The 13514-nt window shown below is 41.1% G+C and carries 13 protein-coding genes and 1 pseudogene; 7 read left to right on the top strand and 7 right to left on the bottom strand.

The features are described from left to right. Window positions 1-69: 69 nt before the first annotated feature. The gene (locus PQR79_RS13790) at window positions 70-1917 is read right to left on the bottom strand and encodes a protein-disulfide reductase DsbD (protein WP_238106304.1); all 1848 of its coding nucleotides are present in this window, start codon (window positions 1915-1917) and stop codon (window positions 70-72) included. Beyond that, window positions 1914-2240 carry a divalent-cation tolerance protein CutA gene (gene cutA, locus PQR79_RS13785; protein ID WP_238106305.1) on the bottom strand — a complete coding sequence of 109 codons (327 nt, stop codon included), beginning with the start codon at window positions 2238-2240 and terminating at the stop codon, window positions 1914-1916. The genes PQR79_RS13790 and cutA overlap by 4 nt, the downstream gene beginning before the upstream one ends. A gap of 245 nt (window positions 2241-2485) precedes the next feature. Here cutA and PQR79_RS13780 point away from each other — a divergent pair, with 245 nt between their 5' ends. Beyond that, window positions 2486-3070 (top strand): FxsA family protein, encoded by a 585-nt coding sequence (locus PQR79_RS13780; RefSeq protein WP_238106306.1) that lies wholly within the window; start codon window positions 2486-2488, stop codon window positions 3068-3070. A gap of 36 nt (window positions 3071-3106) precedes the next feature. Here PQR79_RS13780 and PQR79_RS13775 read toward each other — a convergent pair whose 3' ends face one another. Together PQR79_RS13775 and PQR79_RS13770 are read right to left on the bottom strand one after the other, a co-directional pair. Further along, window positions 3107-3472: a hypothetical protein gene (locus PQR79_RS13775; protein WP_274408547.1), complete on the bottom strand. Its 366-nt coding sequence runs from the start codon at window positions 3470-3472 to the stop codon at window positions 3107-3109. A 135-nt stretch (window positions 3473-3607) separates the two neighbouring features. Further along, window positions 3608-5056 carry an MATE family efflux transporter gene (locus PQR79_RS13770; RefSeq protein ID WP_238106308.1) on the bottom strand — a complete coding sequence of 483 codons (1449 nt, stop codon included), beginning with the start codon at window positions 5054-5056 and terminating at the stop codon, window positions 3608-3610. A 216-nt stretch (window positions 5057-5272) separates the two neighbouring features. On the opposite strand from PQR79_RS13770, the gene PQR79_RS13765 reads away from it, so the two are divergent. The 3 genes from PQR79_RS13765 to PQR79_RS13755 all read left to right on the top strand — a co-directional run bounded on the left by PQR79_RS13765 (window position 5273) and on the right by PQR79_RS13755 (window position 8199). Continuing rightward, complete coding sequence (locus tag PQR79_RS13765; RefSeq protein ID WP_238106309.1) at window positions 5273-5563, top strand: co-chaperone GroES; 291 nt, start codon at window positions 5273-5275, stop codon at window positions 5561-5563. A 56-nt stretch (window positions 5564-5619) separates the two neighbouring features. Further along, window positions 5620-7260 (top strand): chaperonin GroEL, encoded by a 1641-nt coding sequence (groL, locus tag PQR79_RS13760; RefSeq protein WP_238106310.1) that lies wholly within the window; start codon window positions 5620-5622, stop codon window positions 7258-7260. Window positions 7261-7509: 249 nt separating this feature from the next. After that, entirely contained in the window at window positions 7510-8199 is a 690-nt protein-coding gene (locus PQR79_RS13755; RefSeq protein WP_238106311.1) for a zinc metallopeptidase, read from the top strand. Window positions 8200-8239: 40 nt separating this feature from the next. Here the strand turns inward: PQR79_RS13755 and PQR79_RS13750 are convergent. Next, window positions 8240-8359 (bottom strand): annotated as a pseudogene (locus PQR79_RS13750) (methionine synthase); the annotation flags it as partial. A 541-nt stretch (window positions 8360-8900) separates the two neighbouring features. Here PQR79_RS13750 and PQR79_RS13745 point away from each other — a divergent pair. Continuing rightward, a complete protein-coding gene (locus PQR79_RS13745) occupies window positions 8901-9896 on the top strand; it encodes a cytochrome-c peroxidase (protein ID WP_238106312.1) in 996 nt (331 codons plus the stop codon). 253 nt (window positions 9897-10149) lie between these two features. Beyond that, window positions 10150-10398, top strand: coding sequence for a helix-turn-helix domain-containing protein (locus PQR79_RS13740; protein WP_238106313.1), 249 nt, complete (start codon window positions 10150-10152; stop codon window positions 10396-10398). A gap of 264 nt (window positions 10399-10662) precedes the next feature. On the opposite strand, the gene PQR79_RS13735 is transcribed toward PQR79_RS13740, so the two are convergent. Next, the gene (locus PQR79_RS13735; protein ID WP_238106314.1) at window positions 10663-11151 is read right to left on the bottom strand and encodes a TIGR00645 family protein; all 489 of its coding nucleotides are present in this window, start codon (window positions 11149-11151) and stop codon (window positions 10663-10665) included. Between the two features lie 401 nt (window positions 11152-11552). On the opposite strand from PQR79_RS13735, the gene PQR79_RS13730 reads away from it, so the two are divergent. Then, window positions 11553-11957 carry a hypothetical protein gene (locus PQR79_RS13730; protein WP_238106315.1) on the top strand — a complete coding sequence of 135 codons (405 nt, stop codon included), beginning with the start codon at window positions 11553-11555 and terminating at the stop codon, window positions 11955-11957. Window positions 11958-12081: 124 nt separating this feature from the next. Here PQR79_RS13730 and PQR79_RS13725 read toward each other — a convergent pair whose 3' ends face one another. Further along, window positions 12082-13314 (bottom strand): hypothetical protein, encoded by a 1233-nt coding sequence (locus tag PQR79_RS13725; protein WP_238106316.1) that lies wholly within the window; start codon window positions 13312-13314, stop codon window positions 12082-12084. Window positions 13315-13514: the final 200 nt, after the last annotated feature.

The following is a 13514-nucleotide window of genomic DNA, read 5'->3' as shown; positions in this document are numbered from 1 at the left end:
ATATCAGCAAACATAAAAAAAGCACCTTTAGTAGATAAAGATGCTGATTTAAATAGAAAATATTTTACGTTATTTCAATAACAAGTCTAAATGAGCTGCAAAGTCTTTTGGTCCCATAAAACCGGTTACGCGTAAGTCTTCACGTTGTTCGCCATCTTGATTAAACATTAAGAGTGTTGGTAATCCCAGTACCCCATAATGTTCAAGTAGCTCAATATCAATGTCATCGCTGGCGGTGACGTCGGCTTGCAGTAAAACCATTTGATCCAAACGCTTAGCGACTTCTTTGTCTTTAAAGGTAATCGCTTCAAACTCTTTACATGCAACGCACCAATCGGCGTATAAGTCGAGCATCACGGTTTTACCGCTAATACTGGCTTTATCGAGTTCAACTTCTAAGTCAGCAAGTGACTTAATACGAGTGAAATGATTGGCATCGGTGGTCATTTTGCCTTCAATGTTTGTTTGGCTTATGTTTGGTGTATCGTGACCAAAAGCCGTCATCAGTGCCTGAAAACCATATGAAAAGCTTGCTAATAATGTCAGTAATAACAATACGCCACGAGTGGTTTGTTTCCAGTTAAATTGGCTGAGCTTATTTTGGTGCATTAAGTAACCTGTTAACGCAATACCCCAAACCGACCATAATAAATCAGACACTAGGCCAGGCCAAATGCGGCCGACCATTACAATTGACACCGAAATGAGTAAGAAACCAAACACGGTTTTAATTACATCCATCCAAGCACCTGCACGAGGCAGAATTTTACCACCAGAAGTACCTATAATCAGTAATGGAACACCCATTCCCATACTTAATACATACAGGGCTAGAAAGCCTTGAATTAAGTCACCAGACTGCGCCACATAAATCAATGCGCCAGATAGCGGTGCTGTAGTGCAAGGTGACGCAACTAAACCAGAGATAACGCCCATTAAGAACACGCCAATCAGGTTGCCACCTTTTTGGTTGTTCGACATGTCGTTCATTTTTTCTTGCCATTTTGATGGCAGCTTTAAGTCGTACATGCCAAACATCGACAAGCTTAACAGCACAAACATGACCGCCAAGAAAATCAAAATAGCAGGGTGTTGTAATGCCGCTTGAAACTTAAGCCCGGCAGAGGCCACAACCAACCCTAATAATGAATAGGTAATGGCCATACCTTGTACGTACGCCATTGATAAAGTGAATGCTTTAGCAGTAGACAGTTTTTGCCCTTGGCCAACAATAATGCCCGACAAAATAGGGTACATAGGGAACACACAAGGCGTTAACGCTAAGCCAATCCCTAAACCAAAGAAAATCACTAAGGTCCATATAAGGCTGTCGTTTTGCAGCATTTGGCTTAAGTTATCTTGCTGGGTTATCGGTGCAGAATCCTGGGTTGCAGTTTGCTCATCATCATTAGCGCCAATGACTTTTTTAGCCGTAACCTTACCGTCGTTAGCTTCAACAGCGGCTAATTTGACGTCATTTTTGGTTGGCGGATAGCATAATGTGCCCTCAGCGCAGCCCATAAACGTGACTTGAAATAGTGCATCCGCATCAGCTTGTTTTAACCCCACGGGGATCTCTACAAACGAGTAATAGACTTCTTGGTCGCCAAAATATTCATCGTTATGGTTTTTGCCACGAGGTAAGGTGATATCGCCAATTACAGCGCCGTCGGCAGAAAACTGCAACTTATCGCGATACAAATAATAACCGTCAGCAATCACAAAGCTAATGTTGAGTTGATTACCTTGTTGTTCATAATCAAACGCAAATGCCTCGTTAACCGGCATGAGTTTAGGCTCACTGCTTAAAAAGCTAAATGTATTACTCGAAGAACTCGCACTGTGCGCGGTTGGTGCCAGTAAAATTGATGACATCAATAACAATGATGTAAGGCATAAAGCGACGATTTTTTTCATGATTGTGAGTTGTCTTCTATCCATTGTAGATAAGGGCCAAAACCACCGATAATCGGAATGGCAATGAATTCAGGTACTTCATAAGGATGCAATTTGAGCACAAGTTGTTCAATGGCATCAAACTGAGCGGCCATGCATTTTATTTGCAAAGGGACTTCTTGTGACTGGCATATCGCATTTTCCCAGCGGTAAACCGACTCAACGGTTTGGCCTATTTGCACACAAGCAGCCAGTTGATTCTCAACGAGCGCATCGGCAATTATTTTTGCCGTTTTTGCATCAGGGCAAGTGGTTAAAATCACGAGTTGCTTGGGTTTATACATATATAATCTTAAAGTTTACTTAAGTTAAAGGCGTTATACTAAAAGCGTCATCACATTACGCTTATTTAGCTGAATTTTCACTAAACTGAGCTGATATTCGTGACCTGTCTTGAAAACAGACCCGATAACCCCCATTTAAGTTTCATCGGCAGTATTTTTTAGGGTGCCACTTTATTATTTATACGTCGCTACGTTATTAATTACACGTCGCTAACTGTAACAAAAAGCGACGATTAGAGGCCAATATGTTTTTTATTCTATTGTTAATATTTGTACTTGTCCCGGTTGTGGAGCTCAACGTACTGATTGAAGTGGCCAGCTCTATTGGTTCTTGGACCACGGTCGGCTTGGTGTTATTTACTGCCGTTGTTGGGGTGTCGTTAGTGCGTAGCCAGGGCTTAAGCACGTTAATGACCGTTCAGCAAAAGTTGGCAAGAGGTGAAGCGCCAGGGCAAGAAATTGTTGAAGGTATGATGCTAGCCGCTGCAGGTGTATTGTTACTCATACCTGGGTTTGTTACCGACTTTATAGGCTTAATTTTACTTACTCCTTTTACCCGTGCACCCATTGCGAAGTTTTTGTATAAACGTATGCAACTTCGTGTGGTGACAAACGGTGGCTTTAAAGGCGGTTTTGGCCCAGGGCAAAGCCCATTTGGTCAATCGGGACCTTTTGGTGGGCAAAACCCATTTGATCAAAATGGCAATACTTTCGATGGTGATTTTGAACGTAAAGACGAGCAACCTCGCAGCCATCATATAGAGCAAAACAAAAGTGACGATGACATTATTGACGTTGAGCCACTAGACCCTAAAGACGACAAAAAATAACCCTTATCACAATAAAAACAGCCGGCTAAACCTGATTTAGTCGGCTGTTTTTGTTTCTAATTGCTTATCTTGTTTGGCACCAAGCCAAAATGCAGTGGCAATACTGAGCGCCCAATTGGCAATAAAAAGCCATGTGAGTAGCGATAATTCTGCCGATTGTGAATCCTGCGAGACTTTAGAGACTTCGGTGTAAATGGAGCTTAAATCGTTAGCAACATTGCCAGCCAAAATCTGTTCGGCGATCACTTGTGCACGGCTAATAATATGGTTCATTAGTAATGCAATGCACACCAAGCTGACGCTAATAAATCCCCATCCCAGCCACTTTTTACCGAGCCAAAGTTGGCCGCTTCCAGGGCAAATAATGGCTGACATTAACGCAGCGTAAATGGACTTTTTCATTGTAGATGACTGATGATTTAAGCTTAAAATGTTAAATGATAATAACCCATTCATCGTACAGATAGGCAATGTTTGGCATCAGATTAATCGAAATTAATCTAGGGTATCAATTACCTGTGCTTTAACAACGTGTCATCAATCAATGATGTTATTTGCCGGGGGGTTAATAGAGGCGGCGCTGCGAGAGCGGTGGTTATGCTGCTCTGAGGTGTTTGTTGGTTTTTCACTGTAGGGTACCGCGTGCTTAATGTCGCTTGGTTCGCTAATTTTTGTGGCGAGGTAATAACATGCAATACCCATTAACGTATTGGTGATGGGTAGGGCTAATAAAATCCCTTTAACACCACCAACATATGCACCTAATGCAGCAAATGGCAGCATTAACAACATTAATCTGCACAGATTTATCACTAAAGAACTCAATGGTCTGTGGTAGGCATTTAAGCTGGTCGCAAAAATAATCACAATGCCTAAAGGGCCATAAGCTGCGGGCAACACCATCACATAAAAGCTTAACCAATCAATCACTAATGGGTCACTGGTAAATAAATTAGCAATAGCCGTGGCATTAAAATACAACGGAACAAATAACAAAGTTTGAAATACAAACACAAACTGCAAAGACATTAATAACGCTTTTTTAGCTCGCTCGGGTTGGTTTGCCCCTAGGTTTTGCGCAATAAACGGCATCAAGCTTGATGATAGCGCCATCACCACAATCAATAACACCGACTCTAACCGTGTGCCTGCACCAAATGCAGCGACTCCAGTATGATCAACGCGTGCTAGCATGGCCATAATCACCCCATTAGCAATTGGGTTGATGACATTCATTAATGCGGCAGGGCGTGCAATATGCGCCAAAGCTTTCCAATGTAAGATTAAGCGACCAATGTCAACGCTGGCAAATTCAACTAATTTACGTTTAATAATGATCAAATACCCGGCTAATGACATCGCTACAACCCATGAGAGTGTGGTGGCAATAGCTGCGCCTTGAATTTCTAAACGTGGAAATGGCCCTAAACCGAAGATAAGCAGCGGGTCGAGAATTAAATTAACCACCGCGGCGAGCATCATTATTTTAGCTGGTGAACGGGTATCGCCAGTGGCACGCAATCCTTGGTTACCCACCATGAGTAATACCAACGCTGGTGCACCTAAGTACCAGTACCACATATAATCATTAATTAATGGCAGGCTGGCTTCGTTAGCACCAAGTAAACTAAAAATGGGTTCAATAAACACACAGCCGAGTATGGATAAGCCCCAAGTAATCAGCAATGTCATACACAGTGCGTCAAACAAAAACACCTTGGATTCGGGCGCATGGCCACTGCCAATCAATCGCCCAAGATTAGTTGATACGCCAACGCCCAAACCAATGCCAATACTTGAAATTACCAACGTAACCGGAAAGGTAAAACTGACAGCAGCTAACGCTTCGGTACCCAACTTACTGATAAAAAATACATCTACTAGGCTGCCACCCAGAATGGTCATGATTCCAATCAGGTTTGGCAAAGTCATATTAAGCAGCACACGACCAATTGGCCCGCTGAGCAACCCGTGTCTGTCTTTCATCTATTCTCAGGTGGTTGAATGCGTTAAAGGAGGCGAATTCTATCAGTATTAGTAAAGTTTTAATAAAACAGACATAAAAAAAGTGTAGTTTTTTTTTTAATTCCCCTTGGATCTGTGATCAACTACCCCCATATCACATGCATCGAAGGGAAAATCCCTTTTTTGTTAGTCAATAGCCTCGTTTTTTGGGCATCAAATCATTAGGAGAGTTCATAGATGAATATTCGTCCATTACATGACCGCGTTATCGTTAAACGTTTAGAAGTAGAGTCAACTTCAGCGGGCGGCATCGTGCTGACTGGCAGTGCTGCCGAAAAATCAACACGCGGCGAAATTCTTGCTATCGGCAATGGTCGTATTTTAGAAAACGGCACAGTTAAACCACTTGACGTTAAAGTGGGTGACGTTGTGATCTTCAACGAAGGTTATGGCGTTAAAAAAGAAAAAATTGACGGTGAAGAAGTATTGATCCTGTCAGAAGCTGACCTGATGGCAGTAGTAGGCTAAGCCTCACACATCAATTCGATTTCCAATTAATCATTAAATTTAAAGGAACCTCAAAAATGGCAGCTAAAGAAGTCCAATTTGGTAATGACGCACGCGTAAAAATGCTTGCAGGCGTTAACATTTTAGCCAACGCAGTTAAAGTGACATTAGGCCCTAAAGGTCGTAACGTAGTATTAGACAAGAGCTTCGGTGCTCCGCTTATCACTAAAGATGGTGTATCTGTAGCCAAAGAAATCGAACTAGAAGATAAGTTCGAAAACATGGGTGCACAAATGGTGAAAGAAGTTGCTTCTAAAGCCAACGATGCAGCCGGTGACGGTACCACTACTGCAACAGTATTAGCACAAGCAATTGTTGTTGAAGGCCTAAAAGCAGTTGCTGCTGGCATGAACCCAATGGATCTTAAGCGCGGTATCGACAAAGCCGTTATCGCAGCAGTCGCTGAGCTTAAAGCACTATCTCAAGACTGTGCTGACACTAAAGCTATCGCTCAAGTCGGTACTATTTCTGCTAACTCTGACGAGTCAATCGGCGAAATCATTGCAACTGCAATGGAAAGAGTAGGTAAAGAAGGCGTTATCACCGTTGAAGAAGGCCAAGCGCTTGAAAACGAATTAGACGTTGTTGAAGGTATGCAGTTTGACCGTGGTTATTTATCACCATACTTCATCAACAAGCCAGAAACTGGCAGCGTTGAACTAGACAGCCCATTCATTTTGTTAGTCGACAAAAAAGTCTCTAACATCCGTGAATTATTGCCAATCCTTGAAGGTCTAGCGAAAACAGGTAAGCCATTACTTATCGTTGCTGAAGACGTTGAAGGTGAAGCATTAGCAACGCTGGTAGTCAACAACATGCGTGGCATCGTTAAAGTCGCTGCGGTTAAAGCACCTGGTTTTGGCGATCGTCGTAAAGCCATGTTACAAGACGTAGCCATCTTAACTGGCGGTACAGTTATCGCTGAAGAAATCGGTCTAGAGCTTGAAAAAGCAACCCTAGAAGACTTAGGTACCGCTAAGCGCGTTATCATCACTAAAGATAACACGACTATTATCGACGGTAACGGCGACCAAACTCAGATTTCAGCTCGCGTTTCTCAAATCAAGCAACAAGTTGAAGAGTCAACATCTGACTACGACAAAGAAAAGCTACAAGAGCGTATGGCTAAACTAGCTGGCGGTGTTGCAGTCATCAAAGTTGGCGCAGCAACTGAAGTTGAAATGAAAGAGAAAAAAGCCCGCGTAGAAGATGCATTACACGCAACTCGCGCAGCGGTTGAAGAAGGTGTGGTAGCCGGTGGTGGTGTAGCCCTTGTTCGCGTAGCAAGCAAAATTAAAGACGTTGAAGTGATTAACGAAGACCAAAAACACGGTGTGGTGATTGCCCTACGTGCGATGGAAGCGCCTTTACGTCAAATCGCAACTAACGCTGGTCAAGAAGCATCAGTGGTTGCCAACACCGTTAAAAATGGTGAAGGTAACTACGGATACAACGCGGGTAACGACACCTACGGTGACATGTTAGAAATGGGTATCTTAGACCCAACTAAAGTAACTCGTAGCGCACTACAGTTTGCAGCGTCAATTGCAGGCCTAATGATCACCACAGAAGCAATGGTTGCTGAAATTCCACAAGAGTCTGCGCCAGATATGGGCGGAATGGGTGGAATGGGCGGTATGGGCGGCATGGGCATGTAATCTAGCTGGTCTAAATGGGTTATAGCTGCGTTACTTTGCAGCTCGTGTAGAAAAACACTACACGTCGCTACAAAAAGCCTTGCTCTACGCCCATTTATCCTGCGTAAATGCTCAGTTGGTCTCTAGCCTAAAAGCTAAACCAAACTTCTTGTAAAAGAATAAAAAGCCCCGATACCTAACGGTATCGGGGCTTTTTGTTGGCTTTAAATGTTGTGAGAGTTATACCAACGTTTATGGCATACTGGTTTCATGCTATGGATCATTCTAATTATTGTCATTGCGGGCTGCGTATTCTTGCCTGGTTTGTGGGTCAAGCACATCATGAACAAATTTCGGCAGCCTGCTGATCGCTACTGTCAACAAGGTAGCGGTGGTGAACTTGCTCGTCATCTTTTGGATCGTTTTGGCCTGAATGACGTCAAGATTGAAGAGACTCTCGACGGAGATCATTATGATCCCGCCGCTAAGGCAGTTCGTCTAACGTCGGATAACTATTCCGGTCACTCCCTGACTGCTGTAACTGTAGCAGCCCACGAAGTAGGGCATGCTCTACAGGATTCTCGCGGCGAGACTATGTTTATGACGCGACAGAAGCTCGCTAGAGCCGCAATGGTCGGTGAGCGTATTGCTGGCGTGATGATGTTAGCGGCGCCTGTGGTCTTGATGCTCACCCGTATACCGCAGGCTGGCGCGTTGACCATTTTGATCGGCCTACTGTCGATGGGGTTAAGCACTATTGTGCATCTGGTGACCTTGCCGGTGGAGTTTGACGCCAGTTATGGTAAGGCGCTGCCCATACTAAAAGAGGGCAAGTATCTGCATGATGGTGACCTAAAACATGCGGAGAAGATTCTTAAGGCTGCGGCGTTGACCTACGTGGCTGGCTCGCTGGCCAGCTTGCTCAACCTTGGCCGCTGGATAGCGGTGCTGCGTCGCTAATAGGTTTTATCTGAGTGCAGTGAGAGTGCTCTGTGTTTGTCTAGTTAGTTGAAGATAGCTGTTTTCTAACGATATCAGCCCCTACGCTTAATGCATTTAGCTTCCCTCTTGCCACATCACGAGATAAAGGTGACATGCGGTAATTATTACAGGGATAAACAAGTAGTAACAAGTAGGGTCAGATCAAACTTTCTTCCTCATTATTCATCTATACCGACAGAGAAATTAACATCTTCTATTGCTGCTGAATAACCTCATCTAGTTATCCCTCATCACCAAGTCCGATAATACAAAGCTGATATACATGAGTAGATACCAGATAACGTTGTCACTTTAGGAATTTTCGACCTCCAAAACACTTGACCATTACACTTTGAGAGATGAGTTGGTAGCATCGAAACATTGGTACGAACGTTTTTATGGGAGTTGGTCCCATGTTGCCTAAAAAGCAGTTTTTTTGATGTTTGTAGCAAGATTTTACTGTGATCTATATCAACTTAAAAGTGCAAAATTCAACCTAAAAGTGAATCTGGCTCACATTAATCTATGATTGCCCATTTATTAAAATAATCAGTGACTTAAGTCTCAATTATTGCATCTAGTTATAAGATAGACCCAATCGGTTTTAATTATTATTACTCGGCAAAAAGCACATATATGATGGCGGAAATTAAACCACTCACTTTATAAGGCTATTAGCTATGACGAAGTTAACTTCAATTGCGTTAATGATTGCATCCATGTTCTCAATTTCAACCTCATATGCCAGTGAACCGATAGAGGTGATCAAACCTGCTGTCATAACTAATCCCGAAAAAGTTGAATTAGGTAAAATGTTATTTTTTGAGCCTAGGTTATCAATGTCGGGTCATATTTCGTGTAACTCTTGTCATAATTTATCGTTAGGAGGTGTCGATGCACTACCAACCTCTGTTGGGCATAACTGGCAAGAAGGGCCAATTAACTCGCCTACGGTATTAAACGCAGATTACATGCTAGCGCAATTTTGGGATGGCAGAGCTGCAGACTTAAAAGAGCAAGCTGGTGGTCCGATTAATAATCCAAAAGAGATGGGTTATACCCACGAACTTGCTGTCGATACTATCCGATCAATGCCTGCCTATATTGCTCGTTTTAAGGGGGTTTATGGTTCTAACGACATTAATATCGATAGAATTACTGATGCGATAGCCGTGTTTGAAAAAACCTTAGTCACGCCAAATAGTCCATTTGATAAGTATTTGGAAGGCGATCAAAAAGCGATCAGCGCTGAGGCTCTGGCTGGTTACCAATTATTTAAAAGTAAAGGTTGTGTCAGTTGTCATAATGGTCCTGCCGTGGGGGGAACTATGTATATGAAAATGGGATTAGTGAAGCCATTTCATACTAATAATCCCGCAGAAGGTCGTAAAGGCGTTACTGGTAAAGAAGCGGATAAATTTGTATTTAAAGTACCAACATTACGTAATATCGAATTAACTTACCCCTACTTTCATGATGGTAGCGTATGGGGTTTAGAGGAAGCCGTAAATACTATGGCAGATATACAATTAGGTCAAAAAATGAGTTCAGAAGAGATAAGCCAAATGGTTGAGTTTTTGAAAACATTAACGGGTGAGCAACCACAAATTGTATTGCCAGTGCTGCCACCATCAAATAACAACACACCGCGACCAGTACCTTTTACCAAAGGATAATATGTAAACCATCAACGGCTTTGTTATGTTGAATAACAGCTAAAAATAATGGGGCAGAATTAACATTCTGCCCATTTTTATTTTGATATTCACAGCAATAAAATCTGCTTTAATCAATTTGATAATGTAACCATTTACACTTTTGGTTCATTTAACGGCGTAGATATTGAAAATGTGTACCATGTTAGGCTTTATCTAAAGCAAAAGAGCAAACCACTATAAGGTGTAGCAAAGTACACTTTGAGCTAATGTTATGGCACTTTCACTCAATCAAGCACTTAATCAACAATCTTTAGGCTTACTCATTAAAGAAACCAGAAACAACGCGGCACTGACTCAAGATGTGGCGGCGATGCTGTGTGGCGTGACTAAAAAGGTCTTAATCCGTGTTGAGAAAGGCAATGATGTTTATATCTCGACAGTGTTCAAAATTCTTAATGGATTGGGTATTAGTATTGATGCAGCCCAGAATCATAATGCTGAACCTAAAGTTTGGTACTAATCGATAGTCAATAAAAAGCCCCGATACTGAATGCTATCAGGGCTTTTTATTTGGGTATGACTGGTTACTTAACCTGAGTTCGGGATAAGGGATGAACTTATGCTATTTAAAATCAACATGTTACCCTTTCTCACTTTCAAGCTTGTCATTTGTTCTGCTAACAAGGCGAATTGACGCGTCAATAGCTAGCCTATTGCAAGTCGATTCAACGCAGTTAACAGGGCAAAGGACTGTTTGAAAGGCGTTTATTATCCCGATCTCAGGTTACTTACGCGTAATCTTATCCAAATATCCCATGGCGAAGGCCGATAACACAAAGGTGATGTGGATGAGCAAATACCACATGATTTTGTCGTTTTCGATGTTTTCGGCATTCATAAAGACTTTGAGCAAATGAATTGATGAAATGGCGACAATCGATGCGGCCACTTTGTTTTTGAGTGAACCGGCATCCATCTTGCCTAGCCAGCTGAGTTTGTCACTGTTTTCACCGACATCAAGCTGTGACACGAAGTTTTCATAACCTGAAAACATCACCATAATCAGCAGGCCACCCACTAAGGTGATGTCGATGAGTGACAGGGTAATGAGCACTAAATCGACTTCTGCAATGGTAAAAATAATCGGAATGATGTGAAAGATCTCTTGGAAGAACTTTATGCCTAAGGCTAGTAAGACTAAGCTTAATCCCAAATAAATAGGCGCCATGATCCAGCGGGATGCATACATCAATTTTTCAAAAATTTGTTCCATAAAAATAGTAACCCTTCAAATAAATACGCTAAAAATCAATCGAGCCATTTACTGTAAAACAATGTGATAGTGAACTTTAACTGTGCTGACATATTATGGCAAGCTTGGTGATGTTTTATCTAAGATTTAGTGGTAATGAGTCAGTGTGTTTTCAACGTTCTGAACCTGAGTGTTGTGTTGACTATGGAACCCTTCATACTAATACCTAATGAGTAAAAATTTAGCTAAGTACACGTTTATGTTGCGTATCTTATTTGTGGTATAACAGATCTGTAATGTGTGATTAATCATTCATGATTTGCTGTTTATGTATCTTAGCTATTTTAATCTAGTTCTCAGGTTGACCCATTACACTAAAATGATTAGTTATATTTCATCAGCAAAAAGAGGGATTTATCATTATGGATAAAGCGAATTCAAACACGAAGCGAAAAATACCCTGGATTGCCCTCGGTATCATTGCTGCCATAGCGTTGCTGTTTGGCCTACTCGTAACGCAGATGCCCAAGGGCTTTACGTCAGAGCTTGGGCAGATAGGTACAGGTAAACCTGCTGTTGTGTTTGTCTACGATCCTAACCTTGTGTCGAGTATCACCCAAACTGAACAAATGAATGAAGCGCGCGATCATCTTGGTGATAATGTGTTCTTTTTACTTGCCAGAACGGCAACGCCAGAGGGCGAGGCATTTATTGCTAAGCATAATGCCGGATCGACTGAAGTTTTTCTGTTTGATTCTAAAGGTGTACTCATTACAAGAAAGCCCGCGGTGTTAGATGCTAATGAACTGATGCGTTTGGTGCGGTAGGAGCTTGGGGGTGATTACTACCAATGTGGAGTTGACGTAAAGGCCTACATTAGCGATAACTCTGTAGCTTTACCACTCGTTTAAGAGAGTAAACATCGTGGTAAAGCATCTTATTTAGGTCATTTTATTTGAATCCCATTCCATGTATTGGGTATTTTTTGCCTAGCTTAAAAATAATAGATTGGTTATCAGACGACGAACACTCAGCTGGGTATGCATCTGTTATCATACATATCGTTAATTTTTGATTTTTGGCTTCCGTTGCAAAGCGCCATTTGTGGAATGTCTTCAATATTTCATTTTCTTGTTCTAAAGTTATATTTGATTTTACGACTTGCTGCTCATGAGGTCTCATAAAGACTACTTTGCCAATTCTAGATATGTGTGTCGGCTCAGATGAGTTGTACTCTATTTCGATAAAGATACTTTTCTTAGTTTGTGCTGCAATTCTGTCTAAAGTACTTCGGTCATATTCAACAACCGATGATTCATCATTATTTTCCAGATCCCATAATCTAATTGGGTTCCTATAAGCGATCCAACGAACCCCAAGTCCATTTATGTTTTCAAAAATTGCAAGTAACTGTTCGTTTTTTTTAATCATTTTAAAAGAGCCATACTTATTTTTTAACTTAGCGTTACCAACGCCATCTACCCAAGACCAATTCCCTCCTAGGTTTAAATTACCTTGATTATACAAGTCATTAGCTTTGTAATAACTTCCATTTTCATCAAATAAATAAGTGTTTATGGTTTCTTCTGCGGTGTACCAATACCCTTCAATTGAATCTAAAGTTGAAGAATATGGACTTATTTTTAATTTTTCAGCAAAGAAATCAGCATAATATGGCGTAGCATTTTCATACAAATTTATATGTTTTGTGTTTCTATCAAATACTTTTAATTTGACTTCATCCGTATCATAATTTATTCCAGCAAGCCAATAACCTGCATTTTTAATCTCACCAGGATTGACTGGAATCGTGGCATTCATATCACAAAGATTAATTGATAAGTTCACATAAGTTGTTACTTTATCTAAACAATAAACTCCTGGTTCTACAGATTTTAATCCAAAGTTTTTACCATTGAAATTAATTACATAACTTCTGCCACTTTCTATATTTTTCAAATTAATCGATATAATACGGTCCAGATATTTAGTGAGTTTATCTTTGTTATTCATTTTTCGTAAAATGAAACCGATCAATATAGCGCCATCTTGATTAGCAGTTGATAGCTTATTCAGTGTCTTTGAACAGTCATTTTCGGTACCTTTTAAATTAGAGCAAGTGCCTAATTCTTTGTGGTTGGAAGTATTTGAAGCGCAAGCGGAAACTAGCAGCAGTAGAGTCATTAAGTACTTTATTTTCATATGCTTATAACAAATAATATGGACTCAATTTATCCAATTAGCGATGTGCCATATTGAAGGTGTATTTGATTCAATCAAGGAGAGTCCATTTTTCCCCTAATTCAATTCATGTATATAACTTAACCAGAAGGGCTGGAAGAGTAAACTCTTTATCTAAGTAAAGTAGTGGTTTTCATTGTTTA

It is taken from the genome of Shewanella metallivivens, from assembly GCF_028750675.1.
Classification (GTDB): Bacteria; Pseudomonadota; Gammaproteobacteria; order Enterobacterales; family Shewanellaceae; genus Shewanella; species Shewanella metallivivens.
The sequence above is the reverse complement of the archived record's forward strand: the minus strand, read 5'-3'. Positions and strand labels throughout refer to the sequence as shown.